This is a genomic window from Salmonella sp. SAL00653 (assembly GCF_046552515.1).
Lineage (GTDB): Bacteria > Pseudomonadota > Gammaproteobacteria > Enterobacterales > Enterobacteriaceae > Salmonella > Salmonella enterica.
In genome coordinates this window covers 228816-250697 of the sequence record NZ_JBGDTY010000002.1, presented here as the reverse complement: position 1 = coordinate 250697, position 21882 = coordinate 228816, and the positions used below count along the sequence as shown (strand labels likewise).

Here is a 21882-nt window from a genome sequence, read left to right as displayed (position 1 = left end):
GCTATTTAATTCTCTTTTCAATAGCTGCAATTATTCCTTTTCCTGATGTTTCAGGAGATTTTGTAGCCATATAAGACGAAAAAATCATGTCCGTCATTCTTTCATAACTTACTATTTCCCACTTAGCCAGTGCATTGGACAGTTTGTAGTTGTCATCAGTTAGTATCCTTATGGAATTTTTTAAGTGTGTATTCTCTTCCGTTAATCGCTCAATTTTTGCATCAATTTCATATTGGTGATCTAATGCCTTAACCTTTTTCTTGAGGGAAACTAACTCTGCATAGAGTGCGCAACAGGCTATACCAAGAACGAATACTATTATTTCTAACACGCCAACCTCCTTAGTTTTGTGCAGGATACCATGAGGTACGCGCAAGGGGGAGCAAAGCAAGCTGTGGGTGATAGAACGTTATTTCCGCATGGATAAGGTTGAAGAATAAAGAATTACCTCCTTCATTACATCACTACTGACAGATAACCAATGCAACGACCCAGCTCAGTCTGGGTTTTTTATGCCCAAAATTCACCGTAGCCACACTGTGGCGATTCATTGCACCAGGAGCACAGTAAATGTCAGATATCACTGCCAACGTAGTTGTTTCTAACCCTCGTCCAATCTTCACTGAATCCCGCTCGTTTAAAGCTGTTGCTGATGGGAAAATTTACATTGGTAAGATTGATACCGATCCTGTTAATCCTGCCAATCAGATACCCGTATACATTGAAAATGAGGATGGATCTCACGTCCAGATTGCTCAGCCGCTAATTATCAACTCAGCCGGTAAAATCGTATACAACGGTCAACTGGTGAAAATTGTCACCGTTCAGGGTCATAGCATGGCTATCTATGATGCCTATGGTTCTCAGGTTGATTATATTGCTAACGTATTGAAGTATGACCCAGATCAGTTCCGACAAGAACTGGCTGAGCCGGATGGATCTAAAAAAGTAGGGTATAAAGACAGTAACGTATATGACACATTGAACAAGCTAGAATTAAAATTCAAATCATTCCAGGAAATGCGTGATGATAATTCAAATGAGATAGGCGATTACGCCCTACTCACAGGCTGGCATACAGAGCATCAGGGTTATGGTGCTGGCGTATTTCAGTGCGTCGATAAAACTGGCTTAACGGACGATGGTGGCACTATTGCGGTTGGCTCTACGTATGCGTGGAAACGTATCACTGGTCCGGGTGATGCCACTGAGTTTGGTGTTGTGCCGAACGCCGGGAGTGCGTTTGATAATAAGGCGTATATTTTAGCCGCTGCGGCTACGGGGGCGCTTATCTTTCCGGCTGGTGATATTTATACGAAATTTTTTACCCTTACAGATACGTATATTGTGCGCGGTAATTCAACCAATCTGTACGAAATTAACGATTCAGAGGCAACAGACTTTATTGTTCACTGCTCACGTAATGAACAGTGGGATGGTAGAATTGACGGTATCTCGTGGGAAGGCGTTAATGTTTATCCTGTAGACGGGCATCGCCCATTCCATACTTACTTCACCACGAACGGCAATATGCGGGATTGTCGATTCCATGGTGGGATTGGTTCATGGTTTGATGGTGTTTCAAACTGGTTTATTGATTCCTGTGAATTCTCTGGATCATTAGGAGGAGAGAATCTTCTTAATACACCGAAAGTCGATCCTCAGGGAACAATTGGTACATGGGTAATATTCCACAAATGCTTTATATCACGAAGCGCTGGAGTAGGGGCCAGAACTATTGGCCTTCCTTCTGTATGGTTCAGGGATTGTATTGTATATTACAATCGTGATTCTGGTCTCTTGCATTACAAGGACGAAGACGCTTATCCAAATGTAGAATTTGGAGTTCAGAAGGTAACTGGATGTGACATTGATTCAAATGATTCCTCAGGGGTCATTATGCGCGATGTGGTATACCCTGATATATCTAACAATTGGGTCAGCTCAGGAAGGGTTCTTAATCAGCCAGGAGTAGTGCTCATTAGGTGTAATGATATAAATGTTGTAGAGAACAGCGTGTATTTTAATGGAACTCACGGTATATCAGTTGAAGTATGCAATTTTGGAACGATTTCTAACAACAACTGCAACGACAACAAAAATAGAGGCATTAGCATCCAGAGTGACGCAGGGATAAGCAGCAAACTCACTGTGTCTGGCAATACCTGTTGTGGAACTCCACTAGGTTCGCTCACGACAGCACAGGAAGAGGGAATTCATATCGAGGGAGATCGCATAGTTTCGTATGGCAACGTATGCACCGGAAACGCATCAAGTCAATACGTTAACTCAGCGTCTAACAAGCAAGAAGGGATGAATATCATTTCATAATTATTATTCCTTTTGAGTATTGCTATTAATTGTGTACAATGCCCCCACTATAGCGGGGGCATATATGGCTTTACTAATACAATATTTGGTTCGTTTTGCGGCATTACTAAGTGCTGTAAACCTCTTGTCATACCTTTTTTCATGGCAACCATTCACCTTGACGAATGCAGCAGTGTCGGTAATCATGATTGTGATCTGGGCTCATTCTGAATTTGATAACAGACAAAAATAGATGTCTTTTTATGACGAATGATTAAGGCGCTTTCGCGCCTTTTTTACTGGATAGTAACTCTTTTATCTTTATAATAAATGATATACGCTCCGTCTATTTCTTTAACTGTTGCGTCGGAACCGAACTGATGTAATATCTTACTTACATCATGCTTGAACTCTGTGACGATATACCTTGATTTAAATCCATACCATTCTTTATTTGACAGCCAGTTTAACCTAACAGCTTTGTTTTCTTCAGTAAACGTAATTGGCCTTACATCCCCGTTTTTGAAAAGAGTGACACCAGACGCAACCCAGTATGTGCCGTAGCCATCACCGAGGTTATTATCACGCACAAAGCTACTAATGTCTTGTACCCTAGAATTAGGTAGTTCGTATCTTCCGCTTGGGGCAAAAACAACAATCAATATAATTGTTGAAGCAAATGCAAAGAGTCTTTGATCTGCTTTTGAATTGAGATAACGAGCAATTAAAGCAGACCCAGTAATAAAAGAGAAAACCAGATACCTTGTAGTTCCGAGGTCTACAGGCATGTTACTTGCCACATATGCGACTGGAAGTAATACCGAAGAAATTGCCAATACAGTATCAACAAAAGTCTCTTTGAATCTGTTTCTGATAGCTACAACTAAAAGAACCAACCAAAGCATCATCACTGCAAATCTGCCGAATATCATCGCATTGCTTGCAGACAACTGCTTTCCAAAAATGAAGGCGTCGAAATACTGGATGATACCAACAATGAAAAGATTCAGGTTGGACGGAATATTATCGTAGCTAACAAATGCTGGCGGTTGTGTCCCTGGCGCGTTTAGTAAACCAAAATGATTTGCTATTATAGCAAGTAACTTTGCTATGAAAACACCAATAATAACTGCAACTACATATCGCCACTTGCTGAAGTCCCTGTTTAATAATACATTCACAGCAAAAGCCAGGGCTATCGGTATAGTTATATAGTAGTTGAATATCGAGTCGCTGAATACAGATGCAGCAGTGAGAGTCGCAACGCATGTCTGTTTAATGGTTGTATGCCTATCACACTTAAGCGCATTTAGGCAAACCAGAGCAAATATGATAGTTCCAACGTGTACACACGTCTCCAAAGTCATGGTTGATGCCAGAGGAGAGGATATGATTACGCATGGAATTAGCGCTGCGATTGACCATTTTCTTTTCCCATCTGTACGTGATAATGCAAAGGCCAACACAATAGCAATCGTATAAAATGTGGCTGGTAACACATACATCAGGTATATGCTGTCACCAAAAATCCTGATCACCATCGCATACCATATAGCTTCAGTAAAATAAAACGATACAGTAGAAAGAGTCCATCCTCGTAGCAGAATGTTTCCAGCAGCCATATCCTTTGCTTCTAAAAATAAAGATGCTCCGTCAGATGTAACGGGGTTATTGAAGGATATATAAAGGCATAATGCGAAAACACATAACGAAAATATCGAATATAAAGCCACCGTGTTTTTATTTAACACTGTTCTTCCCCTTCAAAATATATTTAGGTCTTGCTTTGGTTTCAATGTAAATTCTTCCGATATACTCGCCGAGCACACCGATGCCGATTAGCTGGATGCCACCAAGGAACAGTATCGACACCAGAAGTGACGGGTATCCCCGCACGGCGTTACCGAACGCCAGAGTGTCGAATATTATCCAGGCACCATACAGAAATGCAACACCTGCGACAGCTAACCCGATATACGTCCAGATGCGGAGAGGGAAAGTTGAGAAGCTGGTAATCCCTTCGAGCGCCAGATTCCATAATTTCCAGCCGTTGAATTTCGAATCACCGGCCACGCGTTCGGCACGGGCATATTTAACAACATCCGTTTTTCCGCCAACCCAACTGAGCACCCCCTTCATGAACAAGTTGCGTTCGGGCATTAATTTAATATTTTCGATAACCTCACGGCTCATTAACCGGAAATCACCGACGTTCTCTTCAATTTTCGGATTGCTGATTTTATTATGCAGCTTATAAAACCACTCAGCCGTTTTGCGTTTCAGTTGTCCATCCGTTGAGCGGTCAGAACGCTTTGCCAGAACCATATCTGCACCAGACTGCCACTTATCTATGAGGCGCGGGATTACCTCAATAGGGTCTTGCAAATCTACGTCAATCGGAATTACTGCGTCACCAGTTGCGTGGTCAAGCCCGGCGAATAGTGCTGGTTCTTTGCCGAAATTACGTGTGAAAGAAAGCGGAACGACAAGCGGATCGGATACTGCCAGAGCATTAATAAGTGACTCAGTAGCATCTTTGCTTCCGTCATTGATGAAAACTATCTCAACTTCATACGGCTTGAGTTCTTCAAACTCGCGAACCGTTTTATAGAAAATAGGTATCGTGGCTTCTTCATTGAAGACCGGAACGACTAACGAGATTTTCATTACGTATCCCTAAAGACAATGAACTTTGAATAAATGAATCCGCATATCAGGCTGATGAGGGAGAAAGTGATAAGAGTAATGATTGGTGGAAATGCGGATTTATCTGCAACCCATCCAACGGTAGCACTCAATGTTCCCATGAAACCAATATATAGCATATAACGCATAGTTGTGGTTGATGCGTTGAATGTGAATCTGGCGTTTGCAAAGAAGCTGAACGAAACAGCAATTACGAACCCGGCAAAGTTCGCCAGCGCCTGATTTGTATGCAAACCATAGAGGCATACTGCAAAAACAACCCAATGTATGAGCGTGTTCAGGATGCCTATCGATGTGTACTTAGCGAATAACTTTAGCATTGTAAACAACTATGAGTCCTTGGAGGCAGGGAGTTTAGCATTTGAACAGCGCTAGATCGACCTGTGATGTTGACTGGTGAGACCAAAGTGGGACACACAAAGCTTTGCATCGGTTTGCAAGGCTTTGCATGTATTTCGAAGATGGGACGTGTGAGCGCAGGTATGACGCGGTATGTTGTTGACTTAAAAGGTAGTTCTTATAATTCGTAATGCGAAGGTCGTAGGTTCGACTCCTATTATCGGCACCATATCAAGTTCCTCAAACGTCCGTATTCATCCATAAATACACTGATTAATAACGACTTTATTGCTTTTTTGTCCATCACCGTCCGTAACCATCCAGTAGAATCCGACACTGAATGTATATAGGATTGTGTATATGTTCCTGTTCGGTCTTGGATTCCTATACACATGCCTTTAAACGATATGCAGATTCGCCGCGCTAAGCCTGAAACTAAAGCCTATACACTCGGAGATGGGCAAGGGTTGTCATTGCTAATTGAACCTAATGGAAGCAAGAGCTGGCGGTTCCGTTATCGTTTTGCCGGTAAGCCAAAAATGATCTCGCTGGGTGTGTATCCGACGATCACACTTGCAGATGCCAGTTCTCGTCGTGATGATGCCCGAAAACTTGTGGCAGAAGGAAAGAGCTGTGATCCTACCCGCGTAATATGGGCACAACCCTAAGCGAGGCTCTGGTTTTCAAATTGTTCCGGACTGAGACCGCCACAGGCACTGTGACGACGCCACCGATTGTAATCACACTCAATATAATTAAACACTGCTGTCCGCATTATTTCCCGGCTGACAAAGTCCTCTCCGTGGATACATTCCACCTTCAGCGTATGGAAGAAGCTTTCCGCACAGGCATTGTCGTAACAACAACCTCTGGCGCTCATACTTCCCCGCAGATTATGGCGTTTCAGTAAGCTCTGATAATCCGTTGAACAGTACTGACCGCCTCTGTCTGTATGCACGATGACATTTTCCGGACATTTACGCCGCCACAGCGCCATCTGTAACGCATCGCAGGCAAGCTGTGCTGTCATCCGCGAAGACATCGACCAGCCAATGACTGACCGCGACCACAGATCGATAACCACGGCCAGATAAAGCCAGCCTTCACCAGTGCGAAGATACGTGATGTCACCCACCCACTTCTGATTCGGGCCGCTGGCGTAAAAGTCCTGCTTCAGCAGATTCTCTGAGACTGGCAGACCATGTTTGCGGTAACTGACCGGACGGAACCGGCGCGAGGCTTTCGCCCGCAGCCCCTGCCGACGCAGGCTGGCCGCCACGGTTTTCACGTTGAACTGGTAACCCTGAGCACGAAGCTCATCCGTCAGGCGTGGCGCACCATAGCGTTGTTTTGCGTCACTGAATGCTTCCCGGAAGACGTTATCACAGACAAGGTGGAACCGCTGACGCCGGTTTATCTGATGACGACGCTGATGCCAGACGTACCGCTTACAGATGCAGGCTATCGCCAGCGAGCTAAGCGCCCGGTTAAATACCCCAGCCAGTTGAAGTCGGTGGTGTGGAAGCCAACATGGCTGTGGCTGGCGCGTTAACGACGCCTGGATGCGACGCTCCGCTGGCGATCCTCGATTTAGGCGCAGGATCCACCGATGCCGCCATTATCAATAACGATGGCGTAGTGAAGGCGGTACACCTTGCCGGGGCGGGGAATATGGTCAGCCTGTTGATTCAAACGGAGCTTGGCTTAAGCGATCCGTTTTTGGCAGAGGAAATACCCGCTGGCCAAAGTGGAGAGCCTGTTCAGCATTCGCCACGAGAACGGCGCGGTGGAGTTTTTTCGTGAACCGCTTAGCCCGTCAGTATTTGCCAAAGTGGTGTATCTGAAAGAGGGCGAGCTGATCCCGGTCGATAACCAGACCTCGCTGGAGAAGATTCGTCTGGTGCGCCGTCAGGCCAAAGAGAAAGTCTTTGTGACCAACTGTCTGCGCGCGTTACGTCAGGTCTCGCCCGGCGGCTCGATTCGCGATATCACTTTTGTGGTGCTGGTAGGTGGCTCATCGCTGGATTTTGAAATTCCGCAGATGATCACCGATGCGCTGGCGCAGTACGGCGTTGTCGCCGGGCAGGGTAATATCTGTGGTACTGAAGGCCCGCGCAATGCGGTAGCGACCGGGCTGGTTTTAGCCGGAGAAGCCAAAAAATAGTGCAGAAAACAGCCGCGCAAGCGTTTAGCTGCGGGGTAAGTCAAAGAAAGGCGATGTTCTCTTTGATATCCCGGCGGGGTTGGGTACATAGTATCAAGGTGTCTCTCACGTGGTTAATTTTAAGGATAAGAGCATGCCAACAGCAATTGAGAAAGCCTTGGATTTTATTGGTGGTATGAACACATCGGCGTCAGTACCCCATTCAATGGATGAAAGTACCGCTAAGGGAATTTTAAAGTATTTGCATGATTTAGGCGTGCCAGTAAGCCCGGAAGTTGTGGTGGCACGGGGTGAGCAGGAGGGATGGAATCCTGAGTTCACGAAAAAAGTGGCCGGATGGGCAGAAAAAGTCGCCTCCGGTAACCGCATCCTTATCAAAAACCCAGAGTATTTTTCGACCTATATGCAGGAGCAGCTCAAAGAACTCGTGTGAGCTGACTATCGAATAAAACGCTAACGGACGTTTCCATCTAAGGATGGCGGCGTCCAGAAGGGTTGCCAGTGACAGTTTTGGACTGCCGATTCATTTCTTTTCGTCAAATTAATGTCTATATATTTATTGAATAAATATATAGTTCATAACTTACTACGTTGCCATTACCGCGTCATTCTTAGATGATCTACATTTCATAAAACACTTGATTCCATTTCGTCTCTATTAAGAAAAATAAAATGTGAACGCTGTCAATTCTGTAAACGTAAAAGATAAATATTGTATACACGGATGTTTGTTGGCAAACAGGCAGATGGTAATCAGGATCTTTTACGGAACATTGTGTATGAAAAATAATATTGAAGAGACAATAGGTAAGTACTTGCCTATTTTAATGATATTACCTCTGGCGGGTTTGGCAGAGTTAGCTTCTTTATATTCAATCCAGGCTTTATTACCAAAGTTAAGTGAGGTTTATAATATCCCATTGAATCAGGTAGGGATGATTTTATCTGCTGAGGTGGGGTTTCTGGCATTAGCCATGTTATTTAGCGGCACGTTATCTGACCGTTTTGGGCGAAAGCCAATCATTTTTTATTCGTTGCTGGCAGGAGGTATTTTAACTCTATTGTGCGCAACTGCATCATCATGGCCGATGCTGGTGGTATACCGCGCTTTGCTCGGCATTGCAGTAAGTGGTATTACGGCGGCCGTTACAGTCTATATCAGTGAAGAAGTCTCTCCTGCTTTGGCAGGGATTGTTACTGGATATTTTATTTTTGGCAATTCGCTAGGGAGTATGTCTGGTCGTGTGTTTGCAACTTTGATGATGGAGCATGTATCTATAGATACGATTTTCTTTATCTTCGGTGGTGTTCTGATTGCTATGGCACTCGCGGTGAAGTTGTTTCTCCCGACATCCCGACAGTTTGTTCCTACGCCTTCACTACAGCTTGGTGCAGTGTTGAAAGGCGGGTTGGAACATTTTAAGAATATCCGCGTATCATTATGTTTTGTCATTGGATTTATTCTTTTCGGCTCTTTTACGTCCATCTTTAATTTTCTGGCGTTTTACCTGCATCGACCGCCTTATGAGCTGAGCTACACCTGGATAGGTTTGATTCCAGTTAGCTTCTCATTAACTTTTTTTCTTGCGCCATATGCTGCCCGTGTCGCGTTGAATATTGGGTCGATGAATGCGCTCAGTATGCTGATCATCTGTATGATGGTCGGTGCATTTCTCACGCTAATCGCCCCTTCTCTGTGGGTTTTCATTTCAGGTATCGTTTTACTGTCAGTCGCATTTTTCTCTGCTCATTCCACCGTATTAGCCTGGGTCAGTTCACGGAGTCCAAACGCAAAAGGACAGGCGACATCGTTTTATCTGCTTTGCTACTACTCTGGCGGTGCAGTAATGGGGTATTTAAACGGGTATCTTTTCTCCTGGCAGGGATGGAATGCTATTGCGGCATCATGTCTGATGATGCTGGGGATAGGATTATTTATCTGCCGGTTTATTTTCGCAAAATATGAGAAACAACCGCAAATCAAAAAACAGTCAGTTCAGGAGAGTTTCTGATTATAGACACGAAGTGTGTTTTTATACTTTCCATAATGGAATCATCATTTTTTCATTAATGTGTCACTATAGCTAAAAGCTTAAATTGTGAATATTTGGCTACCCGGATATTCGTTGCTCCAGGAATATATATGTCTGCTAAAACGCTGTATGAAAAATTAGTTGAGTCACATACCATTCGTGAACTTGATAACGAAGGACATGTTTTACTTTATATTGATCGTTCAATACTGAATGAATATACCAGCCCGCAGGCATTTAGCGGGTTAAGAGAACGCGGTCGCGCCGTTCGGCACCCCGACACGTTTTTATTGAATATTGACCATGTTAATCCCACGCGGTCGCAACGGGATGTCTTAATGACCGATCCGGGAGGACAGCTACAGGTTGATTACTTTCGGGAAAATGCCGCTGACTTTGGCATCACATTATTTGATGTGCTGGATCCGCGTCAGGGGATTGAACACGTGGTTGCTCATGAACAAGGGCTAGTGATGCCTGGCATGGTGATCGCCGCCGGGGATAGTCACACGACAACCTACGGTGCATTTGGCGCGCTGGGCTTTGGTATCGGGACGTCGGAAATTGAACATCTGCTGGCCACGCAGACGCTGGTTTACCGCAAGCTCAAAACCATGCGCGTAAGTGTTCAGGGAGAGCTACCTTTCGCCTGTTCCGCAAAAGATATTGTTCTTGAATTGCTTGAACGTATTGGCGCTGATGGCGCGACGGGATATGCCATTGAATTTGTGGGTGAGGCCATCAGCGCGTTGAGCGTTGAAGGACGAATGACGCTCTGCAACATGGCGGTAGAAGCGGGGGCGCGTGGTGCTATTATTGCGCCGGATAAAAAGGTTTTTGACTATATCTACGGTAAACCGCAAATGCCTGTAGGTGAACTCTGGCAGCAGGCATTGCTGGAATGGTCACAGTTGAGCAGCGATGCTGATGCGGTATTTGATAAGACGGTGGCGATCAACTGCCATGATCTTGAGCCTAAAGTCACCTGGGGAATCAGTCCGGATCAAACAGGTTCCATCACCGGACGTGTTCCTTTCCCGGAACAGGAAACCAATCCGCTTAAGCGCCTGGCGCTTGAGAAGGCCCTTCATTACATGGGATTAACGGCTGGCATGTTGCTGAAAGATATTCGTATCTCTCACGCTTTTATTGGTTCATGCACAAATGGTCGCATTGAGGATTTGCGTGCCGTTGCGAAGGTGCTTGAAGGGCGCAAAATCGCCAGCCATGTTCGCGGGATCATTGTGCCTGGTTCAACAATGGTAAGACGCCAGGCGGAAGAAGAAGGACTGGCGAAAATCTTTATTGCTGCCGGTTTTGAATGGCGGCAGTCGGGTTGCTCAATGTGCCTTGCGATGAATGAAGATGTATTGTCGCCCGGCGATCGCTGTGCATCAGGTACGAATCGTAACTTCCTTGGACGACAGGGCGCTGGAGCAAGAACGCATTTGATGAGCCCGGCGATGGTTGCGGCGGCGGCGGTAGCGGGGCATCTGGTCGATGTTCGGTCATTACTTCAGGCAGGGGAATAAGATGGATACGTTTAAGCAAATCAGCGGGCGAATTGCGCCGATGCTGGAACCGAATATCGACACTGATGTGATTATGCCAAAACAGTTCCTGAAAGGGATCGATCGCCAGGGGCTGGATAAAGGGGTGTTTTTCGATCGTCGCTTTATGGCTGGCGGCCAACCAAATCCTGATTTTATTCTGAACATGCCGGGCTGGCAGAGCGCGACATTCCTGCTGGTTGGCCCCAATTTTGGCTGTGGATCGAGTCGTGAACACGCCGTATGGGGATTAAAACAACTGGGAGTACGGGGGCTGATAGGTAGCACATTTGCAGGCATTTTCGATGATAACTGCCAACGCAACGGGATCCTCACGGTCTCATTAGATGAACCTGCTTTGGCGCGCCTGGCGCAGCTTGCCGCGAGTGCTGATACCAATTCTATCACTGTTTCACTCGATCGCTGCGAAATTACGACGGCAGAGGAAACGATCTCCTTTGTGATCAGTGAACTCAAACGGGCGATGCTGGCCGTAGGCGAAGATGCGATAGCCTGGACATTGCAATACTTGCCGGAGATTGAAAATTTTGAGGTTGCGCATTATTCACGGCGGCCGTGGTTAAAACGCCCTGCATCCCCGCTCGGTTAAGGAAGAAGACTGCAATGAAACTGGTTCAATATCTTGTGAACGGTGGCAAACGCTACGGCATTATGCAGGAAACCGGAATAATTGATCTCTCGCAGCGGCTTGGCGACAAATATCCCACTTTGAAATCTCTCCTGTGCGCTAATGCGCTGACGGATGCGGCGTTATGGTGTGATGAGCCGGCGGATTATTACTACCAGGAAGTCACTTTTCTGCCGGTGATTGACGATCCGCAGAAGATCATCTGTGTCGGAATGAATTACGCCGATAAGCGTATTGAGTTTAATGAAACCAACCCGGCCCCAACCCTTTTTGTCCGCTTTGCAGATTCTCAGACCGGGCATAATGGCCTGCTGCTGAAGCCTGAAAATACCAATGAGTTCGACTACGAAGGTGAATTGGCCGTAGTGATTGGGCGGCCATGCTCCCGGGTCAGCGCTGAGGATGCTTTAGATTATGTCGCCGGATACAGCTGCTATATGGATGGTTCAGTGAGGGACTGGCAGCATAGCTGGTTTACGGCTGGAAAAAACTGGCCTTCGACAGGATCATTCGGTCCGTGTCTGGTGACCACAGACGACATTCCCGATCCCCAGATGCTACGTTTACTGACACGACTAAACGGGCGGGAGGTGCAGAACGAATCTACGGCAAATATGATCCATCCTATCGCTTCACTCATTGCTTATATAAGCACCTTTACTCTGCTTTCCCCTGGCGACACGATCCTCACAGGGTCGCCTGGTGGAGTGGGCAAAAAACGCGTTCCACCGCTGTTTTTACACGATGGTGATGTTATTGAAGTTGAGATTGAACATATTGGAACCCTGCGCAATGTCGTCCGGGATAGCCGTTATTTAACATCATCTGTTAGCTGGCATGACGGGAGAAAGTGATGAGTACACTGATTGAATGCGGCGCCTCTCCGTTTATTCCGGGGTTTGCGCTCAAGGATGTTCGTCTGGAAAATGGTCTGACGGTAAGAGTGGCTATCGGAGGCAGCGGTTCACCTTTGGTACTGCTACATGGGCATCCGCAGAATCATACAACATGGCGGAAAGTCGCACCGACATTGGCGCAAAATCATACAGTCATTTTGCCGGATTTGCGTGGCTATGGCGACAGCGATAAACCAACGAGCGATCCGGCGCACCGTACCTATTCAAAGCGCACCATGGCGCAGGATATCGTCATGTTAATGGATGCGCTCGGCTTTTCCCGTTTTGCCTTTGTAGGGCATGATCGTGGCGGACGCGTAGGACACAGGCTCGCGCTGGATTATCCGGATCGTGTGACCTGTTGTACTTTTATCGACATTGCTCCAACCGCGACGATGTACGCCTTGACCGATAAATCCTTTGCTACGCGTTACTTTTGGTGGTTTTTCCTGATTCAACCTTTCCCGTTACCCGAAACGATGATTGCGCACGATCCGGCATTTTTTCTGCGTAAGCATATTTCTGGCCAGCTAAAAATAGAGGGCGCGACCTCGCAGGAAGCATTCAATGAATACCTGCGCTGTTACCAGAACCCTGAGATGATCCACGCGATCTGTGAGGACTACCGGGCTGCTGCGACGATTGATTTGGACGATGATGCCGCAGATACGTCGGCGCGTATCCGGTGTCCGTTACAGTTGCTGTGGGGAGGGCTGGGAACGGTAGGGCAACTATATGATGTGGTTGGTACCTGGAAAGAAAAGGCGCTAAACGTTCAGGGGGAAGCATTGCCTTGCGGACACTCCCCGCAGGAAGAGTGTCCTGAGTACTTTATCCAGAAACTTCAGTCCTTTTTACATTCAGTGTTATAACTCGGTCATCCTTGGCAACTTCGCACTGATGCTATGAAAACGACACCTGTAGGAAAAAAACATCGCCAGCCCCTTGAGGGCTGGCCTTCTGTTGAAGATCTTTTCGTTTTTGTCACCGTTGCTCGCAACGGTGGATTTGCCCGGGCAGCGCTGGAGCTGGGGTTATCTCCCTCCTATATCAGCAAACGTATCGCTATCCTTGAAAAATGTCTCAACGCCCGGCTTTTTTTTCGAAATAACAGAGTGATGCGTCTCACACCGGAAGGCGAAAATGCGCTGTGTGGGGCTATGCAGGTCGTCAGTGAAATGGATGGCTTTGTCAGTCGTTTGGATAATCAACGTGGTGTGTTGGCTGGTAATATCACCATCAACTGCTCATTTGGTTTTGGGCATAAATATGTCGCAGAGGCGCTGTCGTCATTTATGATCGCCTATCCTGATATTACGGTAAAACTCACGCTAACGGATCGTGAAGTGGATCTGGTGGAAGAGGGGATCGATATTGAAATTCGCGTTGGGGATGATATCAACGAATTGTATATCGCACGGCAGTTAGCCACTAATCGACGGATCCTGTGTGCTTCCCCTGAATACCTCGAACGCCACGGCAAGCCAGAGTCTGTTAGTGCGCTTGTGCAGCACGATTGCCTAATGATTCAGGAAAAAAACTCGGCATTTGGCAATTGGATATTAACGGACGGTAAGCAGCAGACACATTGCCGACTAAACGGTTTTCATTCTTCCAACAGCGGCAGTGTGGTGCTTATTTGGGCCCTGAAAGGCCATGGCATTACATTGCGGTCGGAATGGGATGTTGCGCAGTATATTGAACGAGGTGAGCTGGTTCGCGTGTTGCCTCAGTGGTATCAGGAAGCGAATATCTGGGCTGTATATACCCGGCGTTCATCAAGTTCTGATCGTATCAAAATCTGCATCGATTTCCTCACGGAGCATCTTGCACAATGCTTGCCAGGCGGTAAAGCACCGGGCGTACTGTGATCAGTCGGCGCCAACTGTCGTGGCGCCAGATGCTCTGACTTACGTTTACTGTTAGGTGTTCTTTTTGCCAGCACCCAGTAGCTTTTAGGGCGTTGCGTTGGTGGCGCGGTTTTGTTTCCGCTATCGTGGCGAAGTTATCTTTTATCCCACCACGAGGCCCAACCTCCACATAGATACCTCCATTATTACCGGATTTCTCACCTGGTTTTAACGTCATATTTTATCTCCTGATTTTTGGGTAACGATTATCGGAGGTTGAGAATTCTATTGGTATCGGCTGGATGGCATTGTAAGTATCACACACTCACTCCATAACAATCAGATTGATTGAGCGACTACTTTAGCTCAATAGATATGTGTTCATCTTAAGCGTATTATCGCAGGTTGGTAATTAAAATTCTTTAAAAAACAATACCATCCATCAATTCAATATGCTGATTTTTCGAGGTTTTCTCAAATTTAGTTATGCTTATGTAATGCTACCTAACTGACTAAAAGTAATGCTCTTTTCACACAAAAGCCTTAACAGAGGAAACGCAATATTACGTGACTTAATGCCTCTGCTCATTCTCATTAGTTATACCAATGTAATGTTTTCTCACAGCAAAAGAGAAGTAGCTACCTGTGCAGCATTATAGGCGGAAAATCCATTGGGGGTATTACTAAAGATGAAATAGAAAATTAATATTATTAATTAAATGAATATGAAATAGGTATTGTTCCTGTTATCGTTACAACCTTTTCTGTCATAACAATCTTCTCATTTTCTTTCTCGCATACTTGCTGAGCATGATATAAATGTCTATGAGGACGTCAGCTCGGAAAGCATTCGTTCTGCATGGTATGCCTTTCGCTATTCTCAGGGGCGTGAAATGAAAGTTTTCTTTGATGGAGTCTATATAAGTATATGAAATTGATAATAATCCTCCTTCTCGCGCTATTCCCGTTATGTTCATCTGCCAGCAATCATTATGCCCTTGTTTTTGAAAATAACACGATACTGCTTGTTTTAAATCTTAAATGTTCCCCCTGTGATTTAAACTGCGCAAATATTCAATATCAGCTTTTCAATAAAGAGACGGAGTCTGTTATTTCAGGGGTTGCTAAGCCTGTGACAACGGGCATCGAAAATAATTTTCGTGGTTATATGATGCGTAATAATAATACGTCCTACACATTAATTGAATCAGATAATAAAAACGTATGGGATATGTCTGTTGAGGAGAAGGGAACTCAACAGAACAAAGATACCGTGCAAAAAGTAAAATATCAGCTTAATGCTATTTTTGACAATGGTACATGCTGAGTCTGGCTTGCCTCAGGGATACGATCGTATCCCTGAATATTTCCCATCAAAACTCAGGAGTAAAATCATTCTCACTAATATATTTTTCCAGTATGGCGGTATATTGTCGCCAGTTCCCGGAGTCATTGATTACTGCATAATTTATCGATGCTCCCGGCGTTGGCGAGCGTGTTAGCAGCACATCAAGTGCTGTTTTCGGCGCAACCATGATATCGCCGATACTTTTCTTGTTATCCATCGTTAACGTTAAACTCATATACCACGAGGTGGGGGTTAACTATCCGTATAGTATTCTCTTTAGCAATAAAGCGTAATTTTTTCTCCTCCGCTTCCGTTGGCGCTTTTAATCCGGTCGGGCGAATTAAAATTTTTAGCCGCAAACGAAGCGGTAATACCAGTTTTCGCGGGTGGTTTTTAATGTCCTGGGTGACTGGCGGTATCTGATAAATGTTTAGCCAGAAGGGACTCTCCCGGTCCGTTGCCAGCTGCTGGTGGGAACTCAGGAGCAGGCGAAGCGTTCTCAGTTCTCCTGGCTGCATTTTAAATACCGGCGGCAGCGCCACCAGCGGCGTTTTGCTATTATCCGGAGAGGCGTCAATGTTTCCGGCGTCGGTCCATACCTGTAACAGCATCGGCGTTGTATTATCGTTGGATAATGTCAACGATTGAGCGACCTCATCTGAAGCAAAAATAATTCGGGTTCTGTCAATATTAACGGCGGCTTGTGCCGGGCCATACCATCCCGTCAACCCAAGTAGCGTTAATATGACTTTACTGAAAACTAACCACTGCCTGTAATTGCGCATTCACGCTTCCTGCCGTTACTGTTTGTCCGCCGATCGCCTCAAGCGAGGCAGTAAAATCACCGCTGTAGGTTTCTACTGAACCGGATGATACCCGTGTGGTTAAATCTTTATAGCCATACCAGCCTCGGGCGTTGCCAGTGCCTGTCTTGATCCGATCGGGTAACAGGTTAATTGGCGTACCGGCATCGTTATAGATGCGGATACCCACTCCGGAAGCTACGCCAGGTTCGCCATAATGGGTGTCCAGTAGCCACGACAGACCGCCTGCGGATGTGGTTAGCCCCAGGCGACGCGCCGCCGCCACGGCGGTGGGTTGATTAACGACAAACCCCATTGCGACATTAGCGGCGCTGGTGGACGGGAGGGCACTGGACACTGCGCCGGACTCACATTCTAGGCTGACGTGGAAAGGCGCCTGGCTATTGCCTCCGGCGGCTAATATGCCAACGGCGACAGGGGGAATTTTCACGATCGCAGGATAATCTTTGATTTTACATAACGCGCCGCGAACATAGGTGACGCTATTATATGTACTCCATGCCCCGGGCCAATAGCTGGGCCAGCCATAATAATCGCTGGCATGATCCAGTCCCGCTTTGATCCGCTCGGTAATCAAGCCTGGGCCTTTAAACGCGATATAACCCCGAGGCTGCGTCCAGGTATCTCGGTCCATTGGATTCTGGTAGGCAAAATATTTTCTTGAGTCAATTTTAAACATCTCATATAACACGTTGCTAAACGCGCTGGCAGGAATATAAATATATTTGTCATCCTGAAACCAACTGTCTGCGGTAAGTTGGCGTTCTTTCCAGAAACGGCTGTAATATTCGCCGGTACTGAGGTTTGTCATACGGACAGCAACATTACGCTCCACATCATAATAAGCGCCTTCTACTTCGGGAGTAAAAAATGCCCCCGCAAAAGCGCTATCGCCATTTGTCGAATACATCTCATAGAGCTTCCCGGCATCGGCGGAATCGCAGCGGTAAAGTACCTGTTTACTGGAATAGGGCGTGCCGGTGGCGGCCGTCAGGAAGTTACCGATCCCACTGGCCAATAGTGTGCCGGAGGGTTGAAAAGTTTCACTATTACTGACGCTAATCACCGTTGGCAAACCGATATTACCGGTATTCGTGTCAGTTGCGCCGATCCAGTTTTGCGCCGTGTAGCCCGCTTTTATCGCCGCGTCAGAGAGCGCGCTCTTATCGGTGACTTTGATACATGACGACCATGTTCCGGCGCTGACGAACAGGCTGGTGATAAACAATAGCGTTCGGAAACTAAAAAGCATTGTGCTATTCCTTCTCGCAGATTTTGTTCAGATAGAGAAACGGTTCTTTGGTGTGAAGATCGAGTTGGTAGGCAACCCGGCAACGCTGGTTTGCCCCTGTTCCCCAGCGCACCAGTAGAGAACCCGACGGATGGGCGATACGGGCATAAATCTGCCCACTCTGGCCGACCATGCCGATGTTTGTGTCTTCACCGTTGAAAACATCAGCGCCCATTGGCGGTATGCCGCCATCCGGCATCTTCACGGAGATCAGCACCGCTTTGCCGCTGATAGTGGCGAAATTGACACGCGCGATGGCGCCGGCATAGGGCACAATCTGCTGACTTCCTCCCGTCAGTTCGGCATCGCTGCGCATCTTACGGGTATCGAGCGTAACGTTATTGACGCGGTAAGGAGATAACGAAGGCAGAATGGCGTAACCAAAGCGATCAACCACAGCGCCCTGGCCATTTTGTACGATCGCGCCCTGCGCGCCATCGGCATGAATAAGCGCAAAGGTATCGCTGGTATAGGGGCCAGCCGTCAGACCGCCAGGGTGAAGTACCAGGGTGCCGGACGCGCCCAGCCCTTCCTGACGATAGTTATCACCCTGGTCATAGTTGGCGCGAAGTGCGCCAAACCGGGTGTTCTGTTGTAGATTACCGCCAAACGTCGTTGGCGCGCTGCTATCGCTATTACTATTGCGATAACGCTCGTAGCCGCCATAAACCGACCATGACAGGTCGCTGTTTTCACCGCTACTGCCGGTCATAGATACGGTTGAGGAACGGCTTTGACTGGACTGGTTATAATTCATGGCGACAGACGTTCTGTTTTCGCCCCAATCCAGCGGTATAGAGACATTAAACGACATTGTGGTTTCGGTATATTTTTGTCGGCTACTCACGTCCAGTGGTTCGTTAACGCCGTGATAAAAGCGATCGTAATCCCAGGTGGTGCGCTGTCGTGCGATATTCACCCCGTAGCTTATATTCCGCCACTGGTTGCTATACCCCATTTGTAGCTGTGTTATACGCGATTGGTTATTGTAGTAGTCTGCGGTGCTGGCGCTGAGGTTAAGCGTGCCAAGCCGTCCTAACGGCTGGCTTACCGTCGCGGACAGGCGATTGCGCTGATGCAGCGTGTCGGAGTAGTAATCAATCCCCGTTTTTGCTTCCCGGCGTACGCCGAGCACGTCCTGAAGATCGCGAAAGCCGTTGGTTGAATAACGATAAGCCGCCAGCACCAGGTTAGTGCCGGTGGTAAACGTTTTGCTGTAACTGAGTTCCGCGCGCCAGCCTTGCTGGCGCTCGTTATGCTCTGCGCGTGCATTCGACCAGGTGGCGTTAAGGCCGAACGCGCCCATACCTGTGGCCCAGACGCCGCCCGCCAGCCATGCCTGGTAACGCTGCGCAATTCGTGAACCGAGGTTGAGGGTAATGGTGTTATTAACGCCGTGCTGGAACGTTCCCTCAAAGAAACGATTTTCAATATCGTAGTACTGACGAACCCTGCCGAAGGCCAGCGAATAGTGCCAGTTACCGGGACGTACCGAATCCGGCACGGAAGAATAAGGCACGGTGAAACGTGAGGTTTTACCGCTGGCCTCGATAACCTCTACCTCCAGATCGCCTTGATAACGGGTGTTGTACAGATCGTCAATATAAAATGGGCCCGGCGGAACGTTGGTTTCATAAATCACTTTCCCCAGTTGTTTTACTACCACGTGCGCGCTACTGGCCGCTACGCCCCGAACTTCCGGCGCATAACCGCGTTTGCCCTGCGGGCGCATCCGCTCGTCGGTGACAAGTTTAGCCCCGTTAAAAGACAGACTGCCGAATAAGCTGGAGTCCGTATAGCTATCGCCCAGCGACAGGATACTGTTAATAGACGCGACAGGTCTTTGCACCCAGGTTCGAACGCTATTATAGCGCCAGGCGCTTCCGCTCTGGTTGCTATTGGCATAGCGCAGATTACTTTGATGACGGACCTGCCAAAGTCCGAGGTTAACGCCCATGTTTAAACCGCTCCATAAGTATTGGTAGCGATAATGGCTGTCGGTATTTTCGGTGTGGGTCCAGTTTGTGTTATGGCGTAAAAACAGCGCCAGCGCGCCGCTATCCCACTCTGAAGGGGAGATATAACCGCGCGGTTTGTGCGTAAGTTCGGTCATTGGAATCGTTAGCAACAGGCGAAGCGTGGCGCTATCAAATTGCCAACCGGCATGAGGCACCCACTCCCTGAGCGGGCGACACTCGGTCGCAGCGTCGGTCGCGGGGAGTGATTTTATCTGTGCTGCTTTCATCACCGATAAGGGCAGGCAGGGTTCAGTCTGTTGACCCTCTTTTACAGCATTAAATCGAATATTAGTGCTCGAGGTTACCAGCGTGCCATTAACGTAAACGTCGGCAAGATAGTCTCCGGAAGGCGTTTGCTGTTCATTAAAACGGGCAATATTTTGTCCGTAAGTGGCCCCCTGAAGTAGCGCAGGATCAAAATAATACTCTTCACCCTGCGCGGAGCCTGAGCAAACTATGGCGATCAATAGCGCAAGGCTTTTGCGGTTCAAATTAATGGTGGGGGACATCGTAGCTCTCGCTTATCCTTGCGCCCAGGTCGTTAACCAAAGTAACGGTGACTGTACCGGAGAAGGATTTGAGTGACCGTTTGCCCGGCAGCCACCAGGTTTGACTGGAGAAAGGGGCAATCATGTCTGCATCCAGGTTATATGAAGCGCCGTTCACTTTTACATTCAAATTACTTAAAGAGGCAAACCAGGGCTGCGGATTAACAATAACAATACCGCTTTTTCCGGAGCCCTTATTTACCGTTTTAATCTGTAATTTTTTCGCCAGACTATCAGGTTTACCTAGCCCGTCAGGACGATAGAAAAGTTTTATTCTTGAGCGCAGCATCACCAACATTTTATTTTGCCCGCTGTCGCTGCCAATATTCGTTGGTGGTACCTGTAATACGTTAAACCAGAATACTGACTCACGATCCTGCGGCAATTTTTTCGTGTTGTTATAAATTACGCGTACCACCTGGCCTGCTTTGGGTTGAATACGAAATACCGGCGGCGTGGCAATGAACGGCATCGCGCTGCTATTTTCCGGGCTGGTATTCATATCGCCATCGTCAAACCAGGTTTGTACGATATAAGGTATTGCATCATTATTTTTTAACTGCACATCTACGGAGGAGGCTGTTGATGGGTAAATTATTCGGCTACCCAAAATAGTAACGCTCGCCCACGATGCTGTGGCGGGTAGGGCCAGGAATAGAAAAACTATTAAGTAATATAATGCGGAATGTCGGGTATCCATTTTCATCTCAACAACTCCCTGGCGATTGAAAATGGTCTGGCGTTTCAACGCCAGACCGTAGCGACAATTATTTATACGAAACGGCGTATTGAAGGGTGGCAGCGACTGTCCCAGCCTCTGCTTTCCCGGTAGAGTAATACCGCGCGGTATAAGTCGCGCTCGCTTCAGAAGCATTTGGTTCCAGCTGTAGGTCGCCGTCGCCAGTAAAGCCGCCGGTCAGATTGATTGGCTCCCCTGAAGTGTCGAGTAATTGGACTTCAACATTTTTCGCGCTGCCAGTATTACCCAGGTTACCGTTACTGGTGACCTGATTACCGACAAAGACAGTGGAAATTTTTGTTGTTTTGTCCTGAGAGCCGGTACACCCGGACAGCCCAATATCAAACGTTATTGGCCCCGCGGTTTTCCCTTGTTCTGATAAATCTTTAGTACTTACTGTTGGTAATAACACGACGGGTTTAGCCTGATTACCATTAATCACGACAGAGCATGTTTCATCAGAGACTTCCCCTTGAAAGGTGATGGTGTTATCAGAAACAGCCATCGCGCTGCTGGAGACAAGAAGCGAGCCTGTGATCATTGCTAAATATTTTTTCATAGACATATAATAATGTTCCTGTATTAATCTTTACTTTTTCAGGACGAGTGCAATTCGC

Annotated in this window: 18 protein-coding genes and 4 pseudogenes; 11 read left to right on the top strand and 11 right to left on the bottom strand. The window is 47.2% G+C overall.

From position 1 onward, the window contains the following. Window position 1 precedes the first annotated feature (1 nt). Window positions 2–331 carry a hypothetical protein gene (locus tag ACLJRU_RS03925; RefSeq protein ID WP_001539215.1) on the bottom strand — a complete coding sequence of 110 codons (330 nt, stop codon included), beginning with the start codon at window positions 329–331 and terminating at the stop codon, window positions 2–4. A 239-nt stretch (window positions 332–570) separates the two neighbouring features. Here ACLJRU_RS03925 and ACLJRU_RS03920 point away from each other — a divergent pair, with 239 nt between their 5' ends. Beyond that, the gene (locus tag ACLJRU_RS03920) at window positions 571–2331 is read left to right on the top strand and encodes a phage tailspike protein (RefSeq protein WP_038393945.1); all 1761 of its coding nucleotides are present in this window, start codon (window positions 571–573) and stop codon (window positions 2329–2331) included. A gap of 275 nt (window positions 2332–2606) precedes the next feature. On the opposite strand, the gene ACLJRU_RS03915 is transcribed toward ACLJRU_RS03920, so the two are convergent. The 3 genes from ACLJRU_RS03915 to ACLJRU_RS03905 are packed head-to-tail and all read right to left on the bottom strand — an operon-like array spanning window position 2607 to window position 5336. After that, window positions 2607–4061 (bottom strand): hypothetical protein, encoded by a 1455-nt coding sequence (locus ACLJRU_RS03915; RefSeq protein WP_038393946.1) that lies wholly within the window; start codon window positions 4059–4061, stop codon window positions 2607–2609. Continuing rightward, window positions 4051–4977: a glycosyltransferase family 2 protein gene (locus ACLJRU_RS03910; RefSeq protein ID WP_038393947.1), complete on the bottom strand. Its 927-nt coding sequence runs from the start codon at window positions 4975–4977 to the stop codon at window positions 4051–4053. Before ACLJRU_RS03910 ends, ACLJRU_RS03915 begins: the two co-directional genes overlap by 11 nt. Then, on the bottom strand, window positions 4977–5336 hold the full coding sequence (locus ACLJRU_RS03905; RefSeq protein ID WP_023235281.1) for a GtrA family protein: 360 nt from the start codon (window positions 5334–5336) through the stop codon (window positions 4977–4979). Before ACLJRU_RS03905 ends, ACLJRU_RS03910 begins: the two co-directional genes overlap by 1 nt. A gap of 411 nt (window positions 5337–5747) precedes the next feature. Between ACLJRU_RS03905 and ACLJRU_RS03900 the strand changes: the two are divergent. Next, a pseudogene (locus tag ACLJRU_RS03900) lies at window positions 5748–6002 on the top strand (Arm DNA-binding domain-containing protein); the annotation flags it as partial. 17 nt (window positions 6003–6019) lie between these two features. Here ACLJRU_RS03900 and ACLJRU_RS03895 read toward each other — a convergent pair. After that, window positions 6020–6799 (bottom strand): annotated as a pseudogene (locus ACLJRU_RS03895) (IS3 family transposase); the annotation flags it as partial. Between the two features lies 1 nt (window position 6800). Between ACLJRU_RS03895 and ACLJRU_RS03890 the strand changes: the two are divergent. The 8 genes and pseudogenes from ACLJRU_RS03890 to ACLJRU_RS03855 all read left to right on the top strand — a co-directional run. Then, a pseudogene (locus tag ACLJRU_RS03890) lies at window positions 6801–7519 on the top strand (diol dehydratase reactivase ATPase-like domain-containing protein); the annotation flags it as partial. A gap of 109 nt (window positions 7520–7628) precedes the next feature. Further along, a complete protein-coding gene (locus tag ACLJRU_RS03885) occupies window positions 7629–7952 on the top strand; it encodes a DUF1889 family protein (RefSeq protein ID WP_001539227.1) in 324 nt (107 codons plus the stop codon). Window positions 7953–8292: 340 nt separating this feature from the next. After that, window positions 8293–9531 carry an MFS transporter gene (locus tag ACLJRU_RS03880; RefSeq protein WP_012543325.1) on the top strand — a complete coding sequence of 413 codons (1239 nt, stop codon included), beginning with the start codon at window positions 8293–8295 and terminating at the stop codon, window positions 9529–9531. A gap of 131 nt (window positions 9532–9662) precedes the next feature. Further along, the gene (leuC, locus tag ACLJRU_RS03875; RefSeq protein WP_001539231.1) at window positions 9663–11084 is read left to right on the top strand and encodes a 3-isopropylmalate dehydratase large subunit; all 1422 of its coding nucleotides are present in this window, start codon (window positions 9663–9665) and stop codon (window positions 11082–11084) included. Between the two features lies 1 nt (window position 11085). Continuing rightward, entirely contained in the window at window positions 11086–11712 is a 627-nt protein-coding gene (gene leuD / locus ACLJRU_RS03870; RefSeq protein WP_000379345.1) for a 3-isopropylmalate dehydratase small subunit, read from the top strand. Between the two features lie 14 nt (window positions 11713–11726). Beyond that, the gene (locus ACLJRU_RS03865; protein WP_000780208.1) at window positions 11727–12605 is read left to right on the top strand and encodes a fumarylacetoacetate hydrolase family protein; all 879 of its coding nucleotides are present in this window, start codon (window positions 11727–11729) and stop codon (window positions 12603–12605) included. Continuing rightward, a complete protein-coding gene (locus ACLJRU_RS03860; protein WP_000105592.1) occupies window positions 12605–13519 on the top strand; it encodes an alpha/beta fold hydrolase in 915 nt (304 codons plus the stop codon). The genes ACLJRU_RS03865 and ACLJRU_RS03860 overlap by 1 nt, the downstream gene beginning before the upstream one ends. Window positions 13520–13552: 33 nt before the next feature. Beyond that, entirely contained in the window at window positions 13553–14518 is a 966-nt protein-coding gene (locus ACLJRU_RS03855) for a LysR family transcriptional regulator (RefSeq protein ID WP_000859020.1), read from the top strand. On the opposite strand, the gene ACLJRU_RS03850 is transcribed toward ACLJRU_RS03855, so the two are convergent. Further along, window positions 14463–14735, bottom strand: a complete 273-nt coding sequence (locus tag ACLJRU_RS03850) for a hypothetical protein (protein WP_001675688.1) — start codon at window positions 14733–14735, stop codon at window positions 14463–14465. The two genes, ACLJRU_RS03855 and ACLJRU_RS03850, sit on opposite strands and share 56 nt — an antisense overlap. Window positions 14736–15425: 690 nt before the next feature. On the opposite strand from ACLJRU_RS03850, the gene ACLJRU_RS03845 reads away from it, so the two are divergent. Further along, window positions 15426–15824 (top strand): hypothetical protein, encoded by a 399-nt coding sequence (locus tag ACLJRU_RS03845; RefSeq protein ID WP_000766847.1) that lies wholly within the window; start codon window positions 15426–15428, stop codon window positions 15822–15824. Between the two features lie 46 nt (window positions 15825–15870). Here ACLJRU_RS03845 and stbE read toward each other — a convergent pair. The 5 genes and pseudogenes from stbE to ACLJRU_RS03820 form a co-directional block, all read right to left on the bottom strand. Further along, window positions 15871–16630 (bottom strand): annotated as a pseudogene (gene stbE / locus ACLJRU_RS03840) (fimbrial biogenesis chaperone StbE). Next, entirely contained in the window at window positions 16596–17921 is a 1326-nt protein-coding gene (gene stbD, locus ACLJRU_RS03835; RefSeq protein ID WP_000899096.1) for a fimbrial usher protein StbD, read from the bottom strand. The pseudogene stbE and the gene stbD overlap by 35 nt, the downstream one beginning before the upstream one ends. A 4-nt stretch (window positions 17922–17925) precedes the next feature. Then, entirely contained in the window at window positions 17926–20487 is a 2562-nt protein-coding gene (locus ACLJRU_RS03830) for a fimbrial outer membrane usher protein (RefSeq protein ID WP_023235284.1), read from the bottom strand. Beyond that, window positions 20471–21232 (bottom strand): fimbrial biogenesis chaperone StbB, encoded by a 762-nt coding sequence (gene stbB / locus ACLJRU_RS03825; RefSeq protein ID WP_000781486.1) that lies wholly within the window; start codon window positions 21230–21232, stop codon window positions 20471–20473. The genes ACLJRU_RS03830 and stbB overlap by 17 nt, the downstream gene beginning before the upstream one ends. A gap of 61 nt (window positions 21233–21293) precedes the next feature. Further along, the gene (locus ACLJRU_RS03820; RefSeq protein WP_000062035.1) at window positions 21294–21830 is read right to left on the bottom strand and encodes a fimbrial protein; all 537 of its coding nucleotides are present in this window, start codon (window positions 21828–21830) and stop codon (window positions 21294–21296) included. Window positions 21831–21882 lie beyond the last annotated feature (52 nt).

Bases quoted from the DNA above. Each gene is read 5' to 3' on its own strand.
- ACLJRU_RS03860 (WP_000105592.1), top strand. From the start codon at position 12,605: ATGAGTACACTGATTGAATGCGGCGCCTCTCCGTTTATTCCGGGGTTT.
- ACLJRU_RS03920 (WP_038393945.1), top strand. From the start codon at position 571: ATGTCAGATATCACTGCCAACGTAGTTGTTTCTAACCCTCGTCCAATC.
- ACLJRU_RS03865 (WP_000780208.1), top strand. From the start codon at position 11,727: ATGAAACTGGTTCAATATCTTGTGAACGGTGGCAAACGCTACGGCATT.
- ACLJRU_RS03910 (WP_038393947.1), bottom strand. From the start codon at position 4,977: ATGAAAATCTCGTTAGTCGTTCCGGTCTTCAATGAAGAAGCCACGATA.
- stbD (WP_000899096.1), bottom strand. From the start codon at position 17,921: ATGCTTTTTAGTTTCCGAACGCTATTGTTTATCACCAGCCTGTTCGTC.
- ACLJRU_RS03830 (WP_023235284.1), bottom strand. From the start codon at position 20,487: ATGTCCCCCACCATTAATTTGAACCGCAAAAGCCTTGCGCTATTGATC.
- ACLJRU_RS03845 (WP_000766847.1), top strand. From the start codon at position 15,426: ATGAAATTGATAATAATCCTCCTTCTCGCGCTATTCCCGTTATGTTCA.
- ACLJRU_RS03905 (WP_023235281.1), bottom strand. From the start codon at position 5,336: ATGCTAAAGTTATTCGCTAAGTACACATCGATAGGCATCCTGAACACG.
- stbB (WP_000781486.1), bottom strand. From the start codon at position 21,232: ATGAAAATGGATACCCGACATTCCGCATTATATTACTTAATAGTTTTT.
- ACLJRU_RS03850 (WP_001675688.1), bottom strand. From the start codon at position 14,735: ATGACGTTAAAACCAGGTGAGAAATCCGGTAATAATGGAGGTATCTAT.
- ACLJRU_RS03820 (WP_000062035.1), bottom strand. From the start codon at position 21,830: ATGTCTATGAAAAAATATTTAGCAATGATCACAGGCTCGCTTCTTGTC.
- leuD (WP_000379345.1), top strand. From the start codon at position 11,086: ATGGATACGTTTAAGCAAATCAGCGGGCGAATTGCGCCGATGCTGGAA.
- leuC (WP_001539231.1), top strand. From the start codon at position 9,663: ATGTCTGCTAAAACGCTGTATGAAAAATTAGTTGAGTCACATACCATT.
- ACLJRU_RS03855 (WP_000859020.1), top strand. From the start codon at position 13,553: ATGAAAACGACACCTGTAGGAAAAAAACATCGCCAGCCCCTTGAGGGC.